This window comes from Sedimentisphaera cyanobacteriorum, from assembly GCF_001997385.1.
GTDB lineage: Bacteria > Planctomycetota > Phycisphaerae > Sedimentisphaerales > Sedimentisphaeraceae > Sedimentisphaera > Sedimentisphaera cyanobacteriorum.
The window spans coordinates 1,627,414-1,647,268 of the sequence record NZ_CP019633.1 but is presented as its reverse complement, the minus strand read 5'-3'; the positions used below and the strand labels follow the sequence as shown (position 1 = coordinate 1,647,268).

Sequence of the window (19,855 nt, the reverse complement as noted above, 5' to 3'; positions counted from 1 at the left end):
GATTTGTTAAACAGAGCTGATTAAATGAAGAGAAGAAATTTTATAAAATTAGCAGGCTTTGCAGCATTTTCTTCGATGCTCCCGGATGTCTCAGCGGATTATTCTTTCTCAAACGAGACGAATTCATCTCGACCAAACGTGCTTGTGATAATGGCAGACGACTGTACTTTCAGCGACCTGCCCCTCTACAGAGGCCGGAACGCCTATACACCAAATATAAATCAGCTTGCATCTGAAGGGCTTGTTTTCAACAAAGCCTACCTCTCAGAGGCTATGTGTCTGCCTTGCCGCTCGGAATTGCAGACAGGGCTTCACCCAATAAGCAACGGGGCAAGCTGGAATCATTCCAAATGCAGAAACGACATTAAAAGCACGCCTGATTATCTCAGTAATCTGGGATACAGGGCAGGGCTCACTGGCAAGAGGCATTTAAGGCCGAAATCTGAATTCCCGTTTGACTACTTGGACGGCTTTGATTCAAAGTGTGTGAGAAACCCCACCCAGCCCGCACGATACGCAATACATCAGGCAGTATATGGAAGATGATTCTGCCCCGTTCTATCTTGCTGTGTGCCTTGTTGAGCCGCATGCGCCTTGGGTTATGGGGGATGCAAGCAGATATCCGGCGAATCAGCTCAAGCTGCCTCCAAATATGGCAGACACTCAGGAAACACGCGAGAATTTTTCAGACTATCTTGCAGAAATTACCTATATGGATTCGCAGGTAGGCGATATTTTACAAGCCCTTGAGCAGTCCGGAAAGGCGGATAACACCCTTGTGCTTTTCACATCCGAGCAGGGCTCGAAGTTTCCCGGAAATAAATGGACAAATTGGGATACCGGCCTGCATACAGCATTGATTGCCCGCTGGCCCGGGATTTCGCCTGTGAATAAACGCACGGATGCCTTAGTTCAGTACTGCGATTTCCTGCCGACGGTTGTTGAACTTGCCGGCGGGGATCCGGAGCAGTTTGAATTCGACGGGAAAAGCTTTCTCGACGTGATTAAAGGCAATACCCATAAACACCGTGATTACGTGTTCGGCATACACAATAACGTACCCGAAGGACCGCAGTACCCTATCCGGACAGTCTTTGACGGGCAGTATAGATACATACGAAACCTCTGCCCGGATAGGATCTACATTGAAAAACACGTGATGGGTGGTTCAGACTTCTGGCATTCATGGGTCAAGCGTTCTTATAATCAAAAAGACGTGTATGAGTTGGTAGAAAGGTTTACCCGAAGACCGCCCGAGCAGCTTTATCATACAGCAGAAGACCCTTACGAAATGAACAACCTCGCTGATAACCCTAAATACGCCGAAATAAAGAATAAATTAAGCGACAGGCTCGATAAATGGATGGCTCAGGAGAACGACCCCGGGGCTCCAATAGATACAATGCAAGCCTTTAAGGCCGCAAAAAACCAGAATCACATATACTAAATATGAAACCGTGTTTTTTTACAGGAATTAAAAGTGGAAAGAAGAAATTTTATTAAATTAGCCGGCGTTGCAGCATTTTCCGCTGTTCAGTCGAGCAGTATGGCAGAGTCCATTTTTGCATCTGAAAATTTCAAGCTGAATAAGAAGATTAGCAATACGGGCAGTGATAAGCCTAACTTCCTCTTTATAATGGCAGACGACTGCACCTACAGGGATATCGGCTGCTATGGCGGTCAGGCTCATACCCCCAACATCGATAAGCTTGTTCCTGAAGGTATGAAATTTACAAACTGCTTTCAGGCTGCCCCGATGTGCTCGCCCACAAGACATAATATCTACACAGGCCTTTATCCCGTGAAGAGCGGGGCGTATCCCAACCACGCTTTCGCAAAAGAAGGCACTAAAAGCATCGTTCATTATCTTAAGCCGCTGGGGTATAGGGTTGCTCTTTCAGGCAAAACCCACATTGCGCCGGATGAAGTTTTTCCGTTTGAATACAGCGGCAGCAAGAATCCCGATATGGGAGCTGTTGAGAGCTTGTTCTCAGAATGCAAAGATACGCAAACTCCGTTCTGCCTCTTTGCATGCTCAAATGAGCCGCATACTCCTTGGAATAAAGGCAACCCTTCCGCTTACGATGCTGATGAGGTTGAGCTTCGTCCGTATATACCCGACACTCCTGTGGTTAGGGAGTCTATGACGAAATATCTCGCTGAGATCACTTATTTCGACAATCAGGTAGGTCAGCTTCTTAATCTGCTTGATGAATACGGCCTTTCAGATAATACAATGGTAATGGTGGTTTCTGAGCAGGGCAATGCTCTTCCCTTTGCCAAATGGACATGCTATGAAGACGGTCTCGGGTCGATTATGATTGTCCGCTGGCCGGGGAAAGTTGAAGCTGGCAGCATAAGCGAAGCGATCGTGGAATATGTTGATGTTACGCCCACTTTCATTGAAGCAGCAGGCGGAAATCCTCCCGAGGTTCTCGACGGCAAGAGTATGCTCGGCCTGCTCACCGGCAAAACAAAAGAACATAAAGACTATACATTCGGCATACATACATCAACAGGAATACTCAAAAACAAGCAGCCATACCCGATACGCTCTGTGAGGGATGAAAACTACAGGCTGATTTGGAATTTGATGCCAAATAATGAGTTTCAAAATGTAACTACCGAGAACCCAAGCTCGGAATTTCAGTCTATGCTTGATTTAGCCGCAGCCGGCGATGAGCACGCACAGAAATATACGCATAAATATCAGCACCGCCCGGAATTCGAGCTGTACAACATCAAAGAGGATCCTGCAAATATTAACAACCTTGCCGATGAGCCCGGCTATGAAGAGGTTTTCAAAAGACTCAAAACCAAACTTGATGAATGGATGCAAGACCAAGGAGACAGAGGTATTCAGACTGAGCTTAATGCCTACAACCATCAGATTTAATAAATTGTAATGGTTTTTAAGATTAATCGCTTTAAACCTTTTATATGTTATGAAGTTTAAGAGATTGTTAAAATTAAAGTTCAATAAAGGAATGTGTATGGGATATTATCTTTTTTCCTTTGGCTGAATAGAAAATGTTTGTTTCGGCCACAAGTTGGTTTATCACGCCCGTAAAAGTGTGATACTAGTTTTTTAATATTTTATTATTACGGAGGTTTTACAATGAAGAGAAAAATTAAATCTCTAAACCTTTTATTTGTGTTTCTTATTGCTGCCGGGGCATGGTCAGGTGAAATTGTCCCCTGGTTTGATGACGGGGACGCCCTCGTGGACTATACAGCTGCTTTCGATGAGACCGGCAGCGACATTACATCATTGAACCCGGCAAGCAAAATAACCTTTGCCGCCAAATTTACGCCTGCAGAATTAGACGTAACAGAAGAAACAGGCCCAGTTTTGCTGATAGAAACAGGCGGGTCAAAGTTTGGAAGCGGTCTGTATATCTGCAATGGCGAGATTGTTTACGCCCTCAGGACAAGCGGGAACAGCTCGGATAGAGAATTGACCGACCTTGACGGCAGCGACGGTTCTTCTTCCGTTGCAATGGGCAAGGCCTTGGAAGGGCAGGAAAATAAAGTTTATGCATCATTAGACCTTACCACTGGAATGGTATTCAGCTCTGTGAACGGAGTTAGAAAGATCAACTACCTTTACAACGCCCCAACTTCTACAAACCTTACCGGTAATCAGGCTGTTACTTTTCTCGGCGATACAGGATTAGGTTCTACGGGCGGACTCGCCGGGACAAACCCTCTGCTTAGCGATTCTAATGCTTGGATGTTCAGCGGGATAGCAGGCGCACCTGTGAGAGGTCAGATTTTTAATCAGGCGGTTAATCCCAGTGTTATGGCAAACACCCCCTCTCCTCAAGTTAATGAAGAGAATATTGACCCTGCTGTTATTTCAGAGGTAAGCTTCAATACCGCTGAAGACCCTGAAAATGCCGGCTCACAGAACCCTGATGTAACAGGGCACTTTGTTACTTTCTATGAGGGAACTGGCGCAGACCCGAATCTCAGCCTTCCTGAGCTTTACGGAACATTTGTACCGGCCGGGACAGACCCGATTTCGGTAACGGTAAATTCTCCAGAAACTTTTGAGCTTGATCTCGGGCAGACAATTTACTGGAGAGTGGAAGAGCAAATCAGCGGAGCACCTGAAGGTGATGCGGGCAATGTTACAGGCCCGTTCTGGGGCTTCGAAACACTCCCGCCCAAGCCTGCGGCTGATATTCAGCCTGAGGATGAGGCCGTATTTGCTGATCAGCAGGCCGTATTCGAATTCACCTTCACCAGCAAATCCGCAGCAAGCGCTGCCTGGTTTAAGGAAGGCGACCCGGACACCGAACTGCTCGAATCCGATCCGGACGTTACGATTGACCTTGTTCAAAATGGTGATGAATACACATCAACCCTCAGCATAGCTAATCCGGAAGCTGCAGACGAAGGCTACTACTACTGCACAGCAGAAAATGACTTCGGGACAGCAGATTCAGAATCAGTTTCTATGGCTGTTAAACGTATGGTTGTATATTGGCCGTTCGACGGAGACTATATTGATTATTCCGGTGAAGGCAACGACATAACCCCTTATGCAGACCCTGTTCCGGAGCAGTGGGTTGACGGCGTTGATCCTGCAAAAACAGGACAGGCCATCAGCACTATTGGCAATCGTGAATCTGCCGGTGAGACAGACCCGTTGAATGTTGCTGAATATACCAATGAGATTACCGTGTCTGTATGGCTGAAATGGCCTGGGCCGGACAGCTTCTCAACTCTGAATTATCGCCAGATTGTATGCTCTATGGATGACAGCGAAAACAGCTTCTTCCTCGAGATAGACAACAGAGACGGCTGGATTCTGATAAATGCACCGGGATACAGCCCGTATCCATTCTACCAGATAGCAAGGAATGAATGGACTCATATCGCATTTACAGCATCAGCAGATGAAGTGGCAGCGGTTTATGTAAATGGATCTCAATATGATATTACAGAACCCGGAAGATACAGCATAAATCAGGTGTCCAAGCCGATATTCTTCGCATCAGATTTTGAAGACAGCGAAAACCTTAACAATGTGCTGGAAGCTGTTTTTGATGATGTAAGGATCTACAACTATGCCATGAGCCCCGAAGAGATTGCAGGTATCTACTATGATGTCAGCGGCGAGCAGATTTGCGTTGAGCCGAATGCAGACAACCTCAAATACGATTTCAACGGCGACTGTACAGTTGATTTCGATGACCTTGCTGCTCTGTCTATCGACTGGCTCAATGATAAGTTGTATCTGAGCTCATTAGAGTAGTTGGTAATTGTTAATTAAATTTTATGGAGAAGATAAAATGATGAAGATATATAAATTTTTCATACTAATCGTTTGTCTCTCAGTTGCGTCAGCTTCTTTTGCAGGTGATATTGTACCTGGATTTGATGATGCTGATGCGATTGTTGACTATTCAGAACGTCAGCTGCAGAACTCAGATGATATGACAGCAATTGCAGATTCCGGACTTATTACCTTAACAGCCAAGTTTACGCCCACTGAAGCGGATACTACCAAAACAGACGGTCCTGTAATCGTAACAGAAGTAGGCGGGTCTAACTATGGAACCGGCATATTCATTTGCGACGGTATGCTCACGTTTGGTTCTAAAGGAGCCAACGGAAGCGGCGGAGGCAATGCTGTTGTCGAAAGCCTTAATGATACCGATGCCTCCGGAGATGGCGGCGTGGCAGTGGCTCTCGGACCGGTTTATCCGAACATTGAAACCAGGCTCTTTGTTTCGTTCAATTCCGGTACAGGCGAGCTTATAGCGATGATTAACGGCCGGCTTTACACTGAAACGATTACCGGTTCAGTGCAGGTTACAAACCTTGCAGGCAACCGTACTGTCAGCGTTTTGGGCTGGGTTCCAGATCCTGAAGACGGTTACGGTGTGTTTGGAGGACTGAATAATTCCAACAACCCTCCAGCACTTGTTGATCAGGCAAATGTAGTGGCAATGGAAGCGGTTCCCGGAACGCCTATAAGAGGTCAAATTTTCGAAGATGCAGTTAATCCCGACCTTTGGCCGAGAAATCCTGTGCCGGCAAACGGAGAGATTAATGTGGACCCGGCAGCTGTTACCACGCTTCAGTTTGATACTGCCGGCGACCCTGCTGACCCTGCAAATCCGAACCCGGATGTTACAGGACATTTCGTTACAGCCTATTCCACATTCGACCCCGCAGACCCCAACAATAATGTTGAGGCGCTCAGCGCATTCGTGCCGGCAGGCAGCGATCCTGTGCAGGTGCCTTTTACATTTGAACTGGGTGATGAGGTATATTGGCAGGTCGAAGAGCAGATAAACAATGCAGCAGAGGGTTCTGAGGAAAATATAGCAGGCCCGATCTGGCATTTCGAGGCTCTCCCTGCAATACCTGTTATTACTGATTCGCCCGATGATCAGGCAGACTTTTCGGGCGAGCAAATCACTTTCAATGCTGCTTTCACGAGTAAAACAGCCGCCTCTGTTGAGTGGGTAAAGGCAGGCGACCCGGAAACAATAGTTGACGATTCAGACGCTGATATAACTATCGGTGTTTCCCAGCACGGGGACAGCTACACCTCAAGCCTCTCTGTAGCTAATCTTGAAAAGGCAGATCAGGGCGAATACTTCTGTCGTGCGAGCAATGCAGAGGGAAGCGCAGACTCAGATTCTGCAATGCTCGGTGTTAAGCGTATGATTGGCTACTGGCCTCTCGACGGAGATTATACAGATGCTTCAGGCGAAGGCCTTGATGCAGACCCGAACCTTGCACCTCTGCCCGAGCAGTGGGTTGACGGAGTTGACCCGGCAAAGACAGGGCAGGGCTTTGACACTGTTCCCGAGCCTTTGGCAGCTGCAGCAACCGAGCCTATTGTTCCAGCTCCTTATACCGAAGAGCTGACTGTTTCACTTTGGGTTAAGTGGACTGGTGATATTGTTCCGAGCGGGGGTCTGGCAGGGCTGATTTGCAGCTCGGATCCTGACGGCGGAGAAAACAACTGGTTCTTCGATATTCAGCCCGATGGACAGCTAACCGTTAATACTCCGGGTTATGTTCAGTGGGGAGTACCGCAAGACTACTACATTACGCCGGGAGAGTGGATGCATGTTGCGTTTGTCAATGATGCAGACCAGACGGGCAGGCTTTATGTAAACGGATCGCTCGTTCAGACAAACGACGACTTTATGCGCAGTAAATTTGAGCAGCGCGTATATATTATGTGTGTAGGCGAGACAGACGGCCAGCTTGGCAATCCGGGGCTTGGTGTGTTCGATGAAATCAAGATGTACAACTACGCACTCACCAACGAGCAGATTGCCCAGCAGTACTATGATATTATGGGCGAAGATTTCTGTACAGACCCATACTCTGAAAGCCTCAAGTACGACTTCAACGGAGACTGCAAAGTCAATCTGGCTGATTTGGCGATGTTCGCTCTGGACTGGAATGAATCCAATCTCTATCCTCAGCTCGACTAACGCCTTATATTAACATTTCAAAACAAAAAAGCTCTCTCGTTTCGGGGGAGCTTTTTTAGTTTCCCCGCCGGCAAAACTGAAAGATTGCCCTCAGCAGGGATATGAATTTTTGTTTTGGAAGGCCATTTTATTCTGTTAGGTTAATCGGAGGGGTTGATAAATCCATTTTCTGTTGACTATAATCCATTTTAATAGTAAAATTTATTATAGAAATGTAAAAGCTAATTAGGTTAGTCAAAAGACTTATGAGAGTATTCAGGGATATAAGAAACTACTTTCTCCGAGGCGTTGCAGCACTACTCCCGACTATCCTGACTTTCTGGCTGTTTGTTCAGTTTTATCTGTTCATTCAGGAGAATTTGAGCAGGCATATAAACGGCTTCATAGTGAAGCTTATAATTTGGGCAGGCAGCGACCAGCCCAGAGAAGAGCTTGTTGAGTTCTGGGTAAACGGAAAAGGCCAGACAGCGGGTTTTCTGGTTATTTTTATTGTCGTATGTTTTCTCGGTGCTTTTCTTGCCAGCGTTGTCGGGAAAACGATATGGAAATATTTTGAAAATCTTGCGGCAAGGGCTCCGATAGTCAGAAATATATACCCGAATATCAAGCAGGTAACCGACAGCGTTTTTTCTCAGCATTCTATTGCTTTTAAGAAAGTCGTTGCGGTTGAGTATCCCCGTGCGGGGATATGGTCTGTCGGTATGGTAACAGGTTCGGGTATAAAACAGGTTACGGCGAGTTTGGATATGGATCTGGTTTCGATTTTTATCCCGAGCTCTCCTACACCTTTTACCGGATATGTTATTATGGTTCCTGCGGGAAGTGTGATAGATCTGGATATGACTGTAGAAGAAGCGCTTAGGTTCACGATAAGCGGAGGCGTGATAACGCCTTCCGAGTGGGAAGACTTGCAGCTTGAGCAAACACAAGACAGTGAGTGAGCGTATTTTGACTGAGCTGTTAATTAATTAATTATAAAGGAGAAAATTATGGAACTTAAACTGACAGGAAGACATTTCGAGGTAACTCGAGGGATCAAAGAGCACGTAGAGCTTAAGGCTAACAAGCTCCCGAAATTTTACAGTTCAGTTGAGTCTATTGAGACAATAATAGATGGAGGTGAGGGTAAAACTACAAAAGTGGAAGTGATTACAAAAGGCGGTCATAATCCCCCGCTTGTCGTGAAAGAGCAGGGCTCAGAAGATGACAATCTCTTTAAAATAATAGATGAAGCATTTGAAAAGGCCGAAAGGCAGCTGAAAAAAATAAAAGAAAAGGAAAGAAACCCGATGCACGCCGGGTAATTTAAGAATTGAACTTGGAGAATAATATGAAACTGAACGGGCTGGTTTGTCCAGAGGCGATAGTAGTTAAACTTAAATCAACCGATAGAGACGGCGTTATAACTGAGCTGGTTGACAGTCTTGTTGAATCAGGTCAGTTGGATAAGGATAAAAGGGATCAGGCGGTAAAAGCCGTAATAGACAGAGAAAATGAGGCAAGTACGGGAATCGGCAAGGGTGTTGCCGTGCCCCATGTCAAATCTTCTCTCGCAGATACTCCTATAGGCGCTTTCGGTTTGAGCTCAGAAGGCATAGACTTCTTATCTCTGGACAAGCAGCTCGTTTATTCAGTTTTTTTGGTGATAGGCCCCGAAGCAAACCCCGACCAGCACCTACTGGCTATGGAGATTATCTTCAAAAATCTTCAAAAAGATGACTTTAGGAGTTTCCTGAGACAGTCTAAAAGCACTGAAGACGTGGTTACTTTGCTTGAGGAAGCAGACAGAGACGAAATATAGCCAGACAGGTCTTCATAATATGAATGAAATAGTGGTCAAAATTATGATGCCGGAAGGACTGCATATGAGGCCAGCAATGCAGATTTCCGAGATGGCAAGTAATTTCAGCAGTGAGATTACGATTGCTAACGGTGAGAATAGGGTTAACGGCAAGAGCATTATGGAAATAATGACTCTCGTGGTGCCTTCCGGCGAAAATATTACTATTTCAGCAGAGGGTGAAGACGCCATCGAAGCTTTGGAAGCGCTTAGAGAGCTAATTGAAGAGACATTGTTAGAGTCTGAATCTGATGCAGAGAACAGCTGATATGTAATTCTCGCTAAAGGTTGGAAATTGATGGAAATTAAAAACGGAATACCCGTATCCCCGGGAATAATAATATCCAAATGCTGCCTGCTTGAGGCTGAAGATTTCAGGATTCAGCACAAAGCGATTGAATCCGAGCAGATTGAGGATGAGGTTAAGAGGGTTGAAAAGGCTTTCCAGCAGGCCGCAGAGCAGGTACGCGAGCTCAGCAAGAAGTACGGAAGCGATGACAGCGGAATAAGAGATATATTTGCTGTTCACGTGGGCTTTTTGAGCGATGAATCTCTGATCAAAAGGGTCTCTAAGAGAATCAGAGAAAAATCTGTCTGCTCAGAGTATGCAGTGTCGAATGTTTTGAAGGAGATATCAGGAACCCTATCAAGCTCGTCGGACAACTATGTAAGAGAGAGGGTGAGCGATATATACGACATCGAGAAAAGGCTTCTTAGAGTACTTACAAAAAGAGAATACTATGATTTGGGAAGCATAAATGAGGAATGCGTTGTTATAGCCAACGACCTCAGCCCCACTCAAACCGCCTCGCTTAATCTTGATTATGTAAAAGGTTTTGCCACAAACGCAGGCGGGAGAACCAGCCATACTGCTATTGTAGCAAGATCTATCGGAATCCCGGCGATTGTTGCCCTCGAGGATATTACATCGTCCGCTGAAGACGGGGATACTATAATCCTCGACGGCTATAAAGGCACGGTTCTAATACGTCCGGATTCAGAGACTCTTGAGGAATACCGCAGATACAGCGATGATACAATTGCGGTAGAACAGAAGCTTCAGAAAACGTGCGATTTGCCTGCTGAAACAACCGACGGCGTAAAAGTATCGCTTGGAGGAAACATCGAGCTGCCTCAGGAGGCGGATATCGTGGCATCGAAGGGCGGAGAAGGCGTAGGGCTGTACAGAACTGAATTTCTGTATCTGCAAAATGATAAGATGCCTTCCGAGCAGGATCATTACAACGCATATCTGGACGTAATCAGAAGGCTCGGCGGCCGTCCGCTTGTGATAAGAACGATGGACCTCGGGGCAGACAAAATGCCCTCAGACGGGAAATTTCCCGTCGAAACAAACCCTGTTCTCGGACTGCGGTCTATAAGGTACTGTCTCACTACGAAAAATTTGCCTCTTTTCAGAACCCAGCTCAGGGCAATTCTCAGGGCAAGTGCTCAGGGAGATATAAAGATTATGTTCCCGCTTATTACCACCGTAGAAGAGGTGCGTCATGCCAAGATGGTTGTCAGGGATGTAATGGAAGACCTCGCAGACGACGGGTTTGATTACGATTTCAACATCAAGATTGGGATAATGATTGAAACCCCAAGCTCTGCTCTTATTTCAGCCTTCCTCGCAAAAGAGGTGGATTTTTTCAGCATCGGCACCAACGACCTCATTCAGTACACCCTTGCGGTTGACAGGGCAAACGAAAAGCTTGCCAGCCTCTATTCGCCCGGGCAGCCTGCAGTGATAAAGCTGATAAAGGAAGTTGTCCGGAATGCCAAGAAGGCCGGTACAGATGTATGTGTCTGCGGCGAGATGGCCTCAGAACCTGAGTTTGTGCCCCTTCTGTTGGGTCTGGGCGTGCGCAGTTTCTCGGTGGCGGCTCCAAGAATACCGGAGATTAAGCTCGTTATAAGGGCTCTGGACATACCAACTTGTGAAGAGGTGGCAAGAAGAGCTGGCTGCCTTGAAACAAGGCGTTCTGTGATAAACTATCTGAGGGACACTCTCATGGGAATAGTTCCAGAGGTTCAGTGATGCAGGGCGGAGAAGATTTTTCAACGCTTTTTATGGTGTACCAGATTTCAGAAGGTACAGCCTTTCTTTCTCATCAGGAGGTGATGAGGGTTTTAATAAGGGCTTGCATCAGGGCGAAGCTCCCGCTGAGATTTTCCCAAGGCTTCAATCCGCACCCGAGGTTTTCCCTGCCGCTTCCGAAAAATGTCGGCGTGGACTCTCTCTGTGAGCTCTGCGCAGCCCAGCTCGACCGCCCGAACACTCAGATTGACCCTGAGCAATTAAAGGCAGAACTTAATAAACAGCTTCCTCAAGGAATTTTTGTCTCAGCAGCCCAGGTCTTCTCAGGGAAAAAGGGTTGCCAAGTTGGCGATGTTACTTATCTTATCAGGTGCACCCGCGAAGAGGCTGAGGCGATTAAATCTGATATTACAGAAAAAATAGAATCAAGAGATTTTCAGTTTACACGTAAGAAACACAAAACAGGGAAAATAAAGGTTCTTCCATTGGCTCAGCTTATTGAAAAGCTTGAGCTTGAAGACAACGGACTTAAACTGAAGGTCAATTTCTCCAGCTCCGGTACGTTAAAAGCCGGAGAAATTTTAAGGCTGGCCGGTTTTGAAGAAACCGACTTGAGCAGAATATTAAGAACAAATATAGGGTGGGCATAGCAGCTGCAGTTTATTAGGCTTTCTCTAATGAATCAGCGGAATACAAAAGTATTCAGCGGTTTATTGGAAAAAGCTTATCAGGTTTGAAAGTAAAATTCAGCTGCTTAGCCCCTAATTATAAAGGGTTTTAGCAATGTCCAGAGAAATGCTGATAAATGTAACTCAGGGCGAGGAATGCCGAGTTGCAGTTTTGAAGGATGGCGCTCTTGAAGAACTTTACATGGAGCGGGAAGACGATAATTCCTGCGTAAACAATATCTATCTGGGTAAGGTTATAAATGTAGAGTCGAGTATTCAGGCGGCATTCGTAGATTACGGCGAGAAGCGCCACGGTTTCCTTCATATAAGCGATATACATCCAAGGTACTATGTGAATGAAGGAGCTAAAGAGAAGATAGGCAAGCGTACAGGCCTGAAGAAAAGGCCTCCTATCAGAAAGTGCATCAAACCCGGTCAGAAGATCGTTGTGCAGGTTATTAAGGAAGGCGTGGGAACTAAAGGCCCCGCAGTAACAACGTATCTCTCCTTGCCCGGTAAATATTTGGTTTTGATGCCCTGGATGAATAAGGTGGGGGTTTCCCAGAGGATTGAGAATGAGGAGAGCAGGAAGAGGCTTAAGGGGATTATATCCGAGCTTGAGGGGCCTGAGGATGCGGGTTTTATAATAAGAACCGCAGGAGAGCTTGCCAACAAAAGAGATATACAGATGGATCTCAAATACCTGACGAGGCTTTGGGAATCTATCAAAAAGCGAATGAACAAGAGACAGCCTCCCGCAGAGCTGTACAGAGAATCAGACCTTGCAATAAGAGCGGTTAGAGATGTTTTCAATACCACGGTCAAGCGGGTAGTGTGTGATTCCGAGACGGTTACAAACAAGATTAAAGATTTTTTCGAAATCACCCAGCCCAGATACAAGAAGAGAATTAGCTTTTATAATTCCTCAGAGCCGCTGTTCCATAAGTACTGGATTGAGGAGGCGGTGAACAAGGTTAAGCAGCGCAAGGTAGAGCTTCGAGGCGGAGGAACAATCGTTATCGAACAGACCGAAGCTCTTGTGGCAATAGATGTAAACAGCGCAAGGGCGAAGAAGTTCAAGGATATTGAGCAAACCGCTCTTCAGACAAATATCGAAGCGGCAAAAGAAATTGCCCGGCAGCTGAGGCTCAGAGATATGGGCGGGATAATCGTATGTGATTTCATAGATATGGAAAAAGCCCCAAACCGCAGGAGAGTGGAAAAAGAATTCAGAGATGCTGTTAAGCCGGACAGGGCAAAGTATCGAATACTCAGAATGAGCCAGTTTTGCCTTGTTGAGATGACAAGGCAGCGAATGAGGCCTTCTCTGGAGAGAAGTCTTTTCAGGGAATGTCCGCTGTGCGGGGGCTCGGGGCTCATAAAATGCGCAGAGTCTGTAGCTGTGGAGATTCTTCGAGAGGTGCAGATTGCCCTTGCCAACAAGAGAACTGTTAAAGTGCTTGTGGAAACTTCAGCTGAGATTGCTGAACATCTGCTCAACAGCAAAAGGGCGGTGATATGCGAGGCCGAATGCGAAAGCGAGAAGGGTATTGAGATTAGGCAGAGGCCTGAAATGAAGGGCGAGGAATTCACAGTATCCTGCCTGGATGAAAGAGGAAGAATGGTTCTATGACAGAGTTCGACACCAAGTATGCTCAGCAAGTTATAAAAAAAGAAGCTCAGGCTGTTGATTCTCTCTCTGAGCTGGTTTCAGGGGAGAGCTTCATCCAAGCGTGCAGAAGCATTTACGAATGCCGCTCGAATGTAGTGGTGAGCGGGATAGGGAAGGCCGGCCTTATCGGCAGAAAAATATCCGCTACTATGGCCTCTGTCGGCATACCGAGCATCTTTCTGCATCCGAGCGAAGCCGTCCACGGCGACCTCGGAAGGGTTAGCGAGAAAGACCTTGCCGTGCTTATAAGCTTTGGCGGGAAAACAGCTGAGATCCTCAGGCTTATGCAGGTGCTCAAGCAGATGAGCGTGAAGACAATCGCTCTTACCGGCAAACCCGACAGCAGCCTCGCAGAAAATTGCGACGTGTCTCTGGCCTTCGGCTCGCTTACAGAGGCCTGTCCGCTGGGGCTGGCGCCCACAGTTTCTACAACCTGTATGCTGGCTCTCGGCGATGCGCTTGCGCTTACTGTGATGAAGGCGAAAAAATTTACAAAGGAGGATTTTGTAAAGTATCACCCGGGCGGTTCGCTCGGGGCGAAGCTTATTACGGTAGAGCAGTCTATGGACTTCACGAAGACCGACAAGCTTCCGATTGTGGAAAAGGAGCTTACAATTGCTGAAATGCTCGATAAAACCAGCTCCACAAAACGAAGAGGAGCGGTTATGGTCGTAGGTAAGACAGGCAGTCTTGAGGGTATTATAACAGATGCAGACCTTCGCAGGCTGTTTATGGATACTAAATCGGACGGATTCACCCGCAAAGTTGAATCAGTGATGACAGCAAACTGCAAGTATGTAAAAACCAACACCCTCGCATCTGAGGCTATGGCAATCTTCCATAAATACAGAATTGATGAACTGCCCGTTGTTAATGAAGGCCTCAAACCTGTGGGAATGATTGACGTGCAGGATATTGTTTCAATCAAGCTTTCGAGGTAAAAATGTTCAAGCAGGAATACGACAAAGAAAAACTCAAAAACATTCGCCTTCTCGTGCTCGATGTTGACGGAGTTCTTACAGACGGAAGCATCATACTCAATGATTACGGAGTTGAGTCCAAGGCTTTCAATGTACACGACGGCCATGGGATAAAGCTCTGGCACAGAGCGGGGCATCAGTCTGCAATATTGAGCGGAAGGGCGGTTAATGTTACAAACCTCAGGGCTGCCCAGCTCGATATCCAGCACGTTTATCAGGGCTGCAAGCTAAAGCTGCCTGTATTTCAACAGATGCTCGAAACGCTCCAAATTCAGCCTGAGCAAACCGCTTGGATCGGCGATGATGTGGTTGATATGCCGGTGGCAAGGCAGGCAGGCTTCAGTGCTGCTGTGGACAATGCGGTTGACGAGCTGAAATTATGCTCGGATTACGTTTCTAAACGCCCTGGCGGCGGCGGCGCGGTAAGGGAAATAGTGAAGCTGATTCTTGAGCATCAGGATAAATGGCAGGAACTGATGAACAGATATTTGGGCTGATCAGATGATGGAATTCTTTAAGAAGTTTTTATTATTCGCTTTCACCCTCCTCGTTTGCGCAGGCGTGTATTATGCCGTAAGGTTTTACAAAGAGCCTGTGGTTATCGAGGTTGATGATGATTATACTATTGTCGAGGTGGAGCAGGATTCGCAAGGGCAGGATGCTGGTAATGGTGATGGAGATGCAAAGCCTGCTGAAGATAAAAAGGCTGGCAGTATCGGAGATACTGAGATCGGCCAAACCGAACAATCCGAATTCAAACTTCTTGATAAAGATGGAAATGTGGCCAGCAGATTCGGCTTCGAAAAGCTTCTGCATAAGGACGGTATGAGATGGACTATCCGTGAGCCCCGCCTCACAGTTTACGGAGACGGCTATACCTGCAAGCTCAATTCTGTATCTGGAACTATCACCGTAGAGATGCAGACCGGCAAGCCCAAGCCGGTTATTGCGGAGTTTGAAGAAGATGTGCATGTCAAATTTATCTTGGAAGGTCGAAGTGATGTAGATATCGATCTTTCCTCGCTTTCTTACCATATCGAAAGAAACGAGCTCACTAGCGATGGTACGCTTGAGCTCCTCAGCGATTTTCTCGAGCTCAAGGGCAAAGGGCTCAATCTCCGGTACGAATCAAAAGAGAATATGATAAGCTATCTGAAAATTGATTATGTAAACAGTATAAAAGTGTTCGAAGATATCGAAGGCGAAGAGGGCGGTATCGCTTCGGGAGGGCAGGCCTCGCCTGAAAAGACCGGCGATGCTGAAAAGGGTGATTATTACAGCCTCAGCCTCAATGGTGATGTGAACCTGAAATATAAACAGCAAAACGTCAGCTGCGAAAGACTTGTTATAAACAATATACTCTGGAAGGCAGGCGAAAGCGAAAAAGAAAACGGAGATAAAAGCAGCGGGGATGTTGATGCCTATGCCCAGCCAGAAAAGACAGACCAGCCCAAAGGGAAACCTTCGCTTGCTGCCTCCTGCAAAAACGGCCTTGAATTCGCCCCCTCTGAGAAAACTAACCCCGCAGGCAGTATAAGCGTGGAAATTGCCGGTTCTCCTGCAAAGCTGAGCTCACCAGAAGCGAACGCAGATTCCCCCCGCATATTTTACGATACAGCAAAGCAGACAGCTGAGCTTACCTCGAAAGCTGGTGAGAGTGAGATAAAGCTGAGCTCAAAATCCGGGGGCTATCAGCTGCTGTCTTCAAGCAGTATGAGGCTTAGCCGAAAAGATTTTACTGCTTTTGTGGAAGGTCCGGGAAGGCTTGTCTCAGGCGAGCAGGGAAGCCGGTCTGTTTTGAAATTTAAAAGCAGTCTTGATATTGCCCTTACAGAAAAATATAAGCTGAAATCTGCCGAGATTGAAGGCGGGCTCACTGCCGAGCTGCTTTCAGATTCACCGCAAAGCCTTTCAGCGGACAGGGCGTTTTTGAAAGCCTCCCCCGACGGAGAGGGCATAAGCGAATTGAAGCTGCGTGAAAACGTTTCTCTTGTTAATAACACCGGCATTCTGAAAGCGGGCAGTGTTGATGTCAGTTTTGATGAGCAAAGCGGCCGCATGATGCCTGCCGAAGCTCTAGCCACCCAGAATCCTACCCTTTCCGCTTCAGTCAGCGGGGGCGGGCAGAATTCTGCTGTTTTCAGCTCCGAACAGATGGAATACGATTTCACCTCGCAGGCGGCAAGGGCAAGCGGAGATATAAATCTCAGGCTGAACCTGCCTGCTCAAGGAAGAACGCTTCCCCTTGATATAGAATGTGATAATGATGTGGTTTACAACGCGGAATCTGAGAAAATTGAATTTTCCGGAAATGTAGCAGGCAAGAGCAGCACGGAAAATAATTCGATCAGTGAAGTTACAAAGTTTACCTGCGAAGAGATGATTGTTAAGCTCTCGCGCGAGGAGCAAAATCCGGAAGGCGGGATTTCTCCGTCTTCTATTGAGTCTATCTATCTTACTGGTGAGGAGGTTACTGCTTCAAACCGCAAATTCACAGGCGATAAGCTTATCAGCGCTATGAAACTCACAGGAAAAGATATTAACTACAGCGCTGTTGACAAGCAGATTGATGTAAGCGGGCCGGGCAGGATTGAGGTGAACAATAAAAACGTTCAGCCGGACGAATCAAATAAAGATGATTCAGCATTCGATCTTACCGCGCGGTGCTTTGCTCTGGTGGATAATTTCAGCAGGCTTACTATCAACCGAAACCGGCAGTTTATTACTGCACGCCGCGCTGACGAGCCGCTGAGGATAGGTTATATACCCGTTGATTCGCAAGGGCAGGCGGGCAGAGAAAAGCTCCTTGATGCCGGCAGACTCAGGCTTGAATACTCCCAGCAGTCTGAAGAGGGCAAGCTGAAAATTTCAGATGTTTCAGCCTCCGGCGGCGTAAGCTACTTTGAGCCGGACAGATTCACCCTAATAGGAGAAGACCTTTCTTACAGCTCAGAGAGCGGGCTTTTAGAGATTACCGGTTCAGAAGAAAATCCTTGCGTATTGAATAATAATGTGGTTGAAGAAATTATATACAACGTAAAAACCGGCGATTTCAAAACATCTCTGGAAGGCATATCACGAACGTGGTAGTATTACTCAGCCACAAGCAGATTTATCTGTTTTGAAAATTCTGCAAGAAGCTCAGCCTCCGGAACAACCGCAAGCTTTTTCCCGCCGCGGTAGATATATCCCTTCCCGCTGCCTGCGCATACAGCAAGGTCGGCATCTGCCGCTTCGCCCGGGCCGTTTACAATACAGCCCATTACGGCAATTTTCAGCGGTTTTTGAATCTCCTGGACGGCTTGTTTGATTTCTCTTGCAAGCGAGAGCACATCTATCATACATCTTCCGCAGGTAGGGCATACTACGATTCTCGGCGTTTTCTTCTCATAAAGCCCGAAAGAGGCGAGGATATCCTGCGCAGTGATTATTTCATTCTCCGGTTTGCCGGCGAGACTGATTCGCACTGTATCGCCTATCCCTTCGCTAAGAAGACTGCCCACGGCCGCAGCGGAAGGCACAATCCCGTCTTCAGGCAGGCCGGAATGGGTTAGGCCTATGTGGATTGGGTAATCAAAGCCCTCTGAGAATTTTCTGTTTATCTCGATTGTCCTGTTCACATCCACGCTCTTAGCGCTTAATACTATCTCACAAAACCCTCGCTTCTCAAATTCCCGCACATATTCGCTCATCTCTTCAAACATAAGCCCTGTCCTTTCACGGGAAGGCGTGTCTTCCTTGAGATTCCTTATGCTTGCTTCGTTTATGCCGAGTCGCATTGAAATCTTATTTACCTTAGCGCAGGCTATAACCTCATCAAGCTCCTGCCAAGACCTCATATTCCCGGGATTGATTCGTATTTTAGAAGCTCCCGCCTCGATTGCCTCAATTGCCCTTTGAGCGGAGAAGTGTATATCCGCCACAAGAGGCACGTTCACCTGAGCGGCTATCTTGGCGAAGGCCTCGGTATCTTTCTTCGTTGGTACGGCAACGCGCACTATATTACAGCCGCAGTTTTCGAGCCGGCTGATCTGCGCAATGGTCGCCTCGATGTCTGTGGTGAGGGTTTTCGTCATAGACTGCACCGCCACAGGATTTTCCGCGCCAATTGCAGTCGAGCCTATTCGAACTTCTCTGGTTTTGCGTCTTTCGGGTTTGCTGCTGTTCATTAGCTCTCTTAGTGTATATTCCTCAAGAGCCCTGTAACAACGCCTTTGATCAGGCAGTTGGTAACCCGCAGCGTTTCATATTCATCGTTAGACGGCTCAAGTCGGATGCAGTTTTTGTCTTTGTAGAATCTTTTCAGGGTTGCCTCGTTCTCATCCACTAACGCAACCACAATATCGCCGTTTTTTGCCTCGTTTGTATGCCGGCAGATTACATAATCACCCGGGAAAATATTGTCTCCAATCATACTCTCCCCCGAAACTTTAAGTGCAAAAAGGGTTCCTTTAGTGCTGAACTGTGCTGGGATAGACAGTTTCTCGTCTGACTCCAGCGGTTCTACGGGAAACCCCGCTGCCACACTGCCCAGCATTGGGATGCCTTCATTATCGCTCTGGACTGCCTCTACGGCATCATCACCTAAAAGTTCTTCTGCCTTAGCGGTGAGTTTCAAAGAGCGAACCTTGCCCCGGGATGCCGAGAGATACCCCTTTTTTCGAAGGGCGGTGCAGTGTTCGAACACTGTGGTTCTGCTTTTTCCCAGCAGTTCGGCGAGTTCCTTCATCGTCGGGGAATAATGTTTTTCCCGCTGGAAATTTGCGAATATTTCGAGAATATTCATTTTTACTGGTGTCAGCTGCATTGTTCTCCCCATAATTGCAGTCCATTTCAAATGGGCTCGAGTAATTGTGCAGTTCTGCTGTATGCGGGCCGGTGTTAAGAGTCCAAATCAGTTTTTCCGCTAAAGCACAGGAAAAACTCTCAAACAGAACCTTCAAAGCAGAGCTCTGTTCTACTCCCGAATCATAACGGTCCGGCGAGTATTCCGTTTTGTACTCGCCTCCAGGCCCGAAACTGCATAAAGGGCTTTTGCGTTTTTTTCTCATTTTCCTTGCCTCCGATTAAGTCTTCCGTAACTTAACTCTGACGGCTCATTTTGCCGGCAGCAGTAGGCCATTCAGTTTTCATTTTAGCAGATTTTGCTCAACTTCCAAACAAAAACCGAACAAAAACAAAAATT

General features: G+C 46.9%; 17 protein-coding genes. 15 read left to right on the top strand and 2 right to left on the bottom strand.

Features of this window, described 5'->3' with window-relative positions:
• Nucleotides 1–24: 24 nt before the first annotated feature.
• From L21SP3_RS12215 to L21SP3_RS06540, 15 genes are all read left to right on the top strand, one after another.
• Entirely contained in the window at nucleotides 25–546 is a 522-nt protein-coding gene (locus tag L21SP3_RS12215) for a sulfatase-like hydrolase/transferase (protein ID WP_261340794.1), read from the top strand.
• Nucleotides 536–1,447 (top strand): sulfatase-like hydrolase/transferase, encoded by a 912-nt coding sequence (locus tag L21SP3_RS06605; protein WP_261340793.1) that lies wholly within the window; start codon nucleotides 536–538, stop codon nucleotides 1,445–1,447. Before L21SP3_RS12215 ends, L21SP3_RS06605 begins: the two co-directional genes overlap by 11 nt.
• Before the next feature lie 33 nt (nucleotides 1,448–1,480).
• The gene (locus tag L21SP3_RS06600; RefSeq protein ID WP_227806742.1) at nucleotides 1,481–2,896 is read left to right on the top strand and encodes a sulfatase family protein; all 1,416 of its coding nucleotides are present in this window, start codon (nucleotides 1,481–1,483) and stop codon (nucleotides 2,894–2,896) included.
• A gap of 222 nt (nucleotides 2,897–3,118) precedes the next feature.
• On the top strand, nucleotides 3,119–5,263 hold the full coding sequence (locus L21SP3_RS06595; RefSeq protein ID WP_077540100.1) for a LamG-like jellyroll fold domain-containing protein: 2,145 nt from the start codon (nucleotides 3,119–3,121) through the stop codon (nucleotides 5,261–5,263).
• A gap of 37 nt (nucleotides 5,264–5,300) precedes the next feature.
• Nucleotides 5,301–7,469 carry a LamG-like jellyroll fold domain-containing protein gene (locus L21SP3_RS06590; RefSeq protein WP_077540099.1) on the top strand — a complete coding sequence of 723 codons (2,169 nt, stop codon included), beginning with the start codon at nucleotides 5,301–5,303 and terminating at the stop codon, nucleotides 7,467–7,469.
• 245 nt (nucleotides 7,470–7,714) lie between these two features.
• Nucleotides 7,715–8,410 (top strand): DUF502 domain-containing protein, encoded by a 696-nt coding sequence (locus L21SP3_RS06585; protein WP_077540098.1) that lies wholly within the window; start codon nucleotides 7,715–7,717, stop codon nucleotides 8,408–8,410.
• Between the two features lie 48 nt (nucleotides 8,411–8,458).
• On the top strand, nucleotides 8,459–8,773 hold the full coding sequence (gene hpf / locus L21SP3_RS06580; RefSeq protein ID WP_077540097.1) for a ribosome hibernation-promoting factor, HPF/YfiA family: 315 nt from the start codon (nucleotides 8,459–8,461) through the stop codon (nucleotides 8,771–8,773).
• Between the two features lie 26 nt (nucleotides 8,774–8,799).
• Entirely contained in the window at nucleotides 8,800–9,270 is a 471-nt protein-coding gene (locus tag L21SP3_RS06575) for a PTS sugar transporter subunit IIA (RefSeq protein WP_077540096.1), read from the top strand.
• A 19-nt stretch (nucleotides 9,271–9,289) separates the two neighbouring features.
• On the top strand, nucleotides 9,290–9,577 hold the full coding sequence (locus L21SP3_RS06570; protein WP_077540095.1) for an HPr family phosphocarrier protein: 288 nt from the start codon (nucleotides 9,290–9,292) through the stop codon (nucleotides 9,575–9,577).
• Between the two features lie 30 nt (nucleotides 9,578–9,607).
• A complete protein-coding gene (gene ptsP / locus L21SP3_RS06565) occupies nucleotides 9,608–11,350 on the top strand; it encodes a phosphoenolpyruvate--protein phosphotransferase (RefSeq protein ID WP_077540094.1) in 1,743 nt (580 codons plus the stop codon).
• Nucleotides 11,350–12,000, top strand: coding sequence for a TIGR03936 family radical SAM-associated protein (locus L21SP3_RS06560; RefSeq protein WP_077540093.1), 651 nt, complete (start codon nucleotides 11,350–11,352; stop codon nucleotides 11,998–12,000). Before ptsP ends, L21SP3_RS06560 begins: the two co-directional genes overlap by 1 nt.
• Nucleotides 12,001–12,133: 133 nt before the next feature.
• Nucleotides 12,134–13,651, top strand: a complete 1,518-nt coding sequence (locus L21SP3_RS06555) for an Rne/Rng family ribonuclease (RefSeq protein WP_077540092.1) — start codon at nucleotides 12,134–12,136, stop codon at nucleotides 13,649–13,651.
• On the top strand, nucleotides 13,648–14,631 hold the full coding sequence (locus tag L21SP3_RS06550) for a KpsF/GutQ family sugar-phosphate isomerase (RefSeq protein ID WP_077540091.1): 984 nt from the start codon (nucleotides 13,648–13,650) through the stop codon (nucleotides 14,629–14,631). Before L21SP3_RS06555 ends, L21SP3_RS06550 begins: the two co-directional genes overlap by 4 nt.
• 2 nt (nucleotides 14,632–14,633) lie before the next feature.
• Nucleotides 14,634–15,167 (top strand): KdsC family phosphatase, encoded by a 534-nt coding sequence (locus L21SP3_RS06545; protein ID WP_077540090.1) that lies wholly within the window; start codon nucleotides 14,634–14,636, stop codon nucleotides 15,165–15,167.
• Nucleotides 15,168–15,171: 4 nt separating this feature from the next.
• Nucleotides 15,172–17,760 (top strand): hypothetical protein, encoded by a 2,589-nt coding sequence (locus L21SP3_RS06540; protein ID WP_077540089.1) that lies wholly within the window; start codon nucleotides 15,172–15,174, stop codon nucleotides 17,758–17,760.
• Between the two features lie 2 nt (nucleotides 17,761–17,762).
• Here the strand turns inward: L21SP3_RS06540 and ispG are convergent, their stop codons facing one another.
• Entirely contained in the window at nucleotides 17,763–18,839 is a 1,077-nt protein-coding gene (gene ispG, locus L21SP3_RS06535) for a flavodoxin-dependent (E)-4-hydroxy-3-methylbut-2-enyl-diphosphate synthase (protein WP_077540088.1), read from the bottom strand.
• A gap of 8 nt (nucleotides 18,840–18,847) precedes the next feature.
• Nucleotides 18,848–19,477: a transcriptional repressor LexA gene (gene lexA / locus L21SP3_RS06530; protein ID WP_161488125.1), complete on the bottom strand. Its 630-nt coding sequence runs from the start codon at nucleotides 19,475–19,477 to the stop codon at nucleotides 18,848–18,850.
• Nucleotides 19,478–19,855 lie beyond the last annotated feature (378 nt).

Excerpts from the sequence above, each read along its gene's own strand:
- L21SP3_RS12215 (WP_261340794.1), top strand. The coding sequence starts at position 25 with ATGAAGAGAAGAAATTTTATAAAATTAGCAGGCTTTGCAGCATTTTCT.
- L21SP3_RS06605 (WP_261340793.1), top strand. The coding sequence starts at position 536 with ATGGAAGATGATTCTGCCCCGTTCTATCTTGCTGTGTGCCTTGTTGAG.
- L21SP3_RS06595 (WP_077540100.1), top strand. The coding sequence starts at position 3,119 with ATGAAGAGAAAAATTAAATCTCTAAACCTTTTATTTGTGTTTCTTATT.
- L21SP3_RS06590 (WP_077540099.1), top strand. The coding sequence starts at position 5,301 with ATGATGAAGATATATAAATTTTTCATACTAATCGTTTGTCTCTCAGTT.
- L21SP3_RS06585 (WP_077540098.1), top strand. The coding sequence starts at position 7,715 with ATGAGAGTATTCAGGGATATAAGAAACTACTTTCTCCGAGGCGTTGCA.
- hpf (WP_077540097.1), top strand. The coding sequence starts at position 8,459 with ATGGAACTTAAACTGACAGGAAGACATTTCGAGGTAACTCGAGGGATC.
- L21SP3_RS06575 (WP_077540096.1), top strand. The coding sequence starts at position 8,800 with ATGAAACTGAACGGGCTGGTTTGTCCAGAGGCGATAGTAGTTAAACTT.
- L21SP3_RS06570 (WP_077540095.1), top strand. The coding sequence starts at position 9,290 with ATGAATGAAATAGTGGTCAAAATTATGATGCCGGAAGGACTGCATATG.
- ptsP (WP_077540094.1), top strand. The coding sequence starts at position 9,608 with ATGGAAATTAAAAACGGAATACCCGTATCCCCGGGAATAATAATATCC.
- L21SP3_RS06560 (WP_077540093.1), top strand. The coding sequence starts at position 11,350 with ATGCAGGGCGGAGAAGATTTTTCAACGCTTTTTATGGTGTACCAGATT.
- L21SP3_RS06555 (WP_077540092.1), top strand. The coding sequence starts at position 12,134 with ATGTCCAGAGAAATGCTGATAAATGTAACTCAGGGCGAGGAATGCCGA.
- L21SP3_RS06550 (WP_077540091.1), top strand. The coding sequence starts at position 13,648 with ATGACAGAGTTCGACACCAAGTATGCTCAGCAAGTTATAAAAAAAGAA.
- L21SP3_RS06545 (WP_077540090.1), top strand. The coding sequence starts at position 14,634 with ATGTTCAAGCAGGAATACGACAAAGAAAAACTCAAAAACATTCGCCTT.
- L21SP3_RS06540 (WP_077540089.1), top strand. The coding sequence starts at position 15,172 with ATGATGGAATTCTTTAAGAAGTTTTTATTATTCGCTTTCACCCTCCTC.
- ispG (WP_077540088.1), bottom strand. The coding sequence starts at position 18,839 with ATGAACAGCAGCAAACCCGAAAGACGCAAAACCAGAGAAGTTCGAATA.
- lexA (WP_161488125.1), bottom strand. The coding sequence starts at position 19,477 with ATGCAGCTGACACCAGTAAAAATGAATATTCTCGAAATATTCGCAAAT.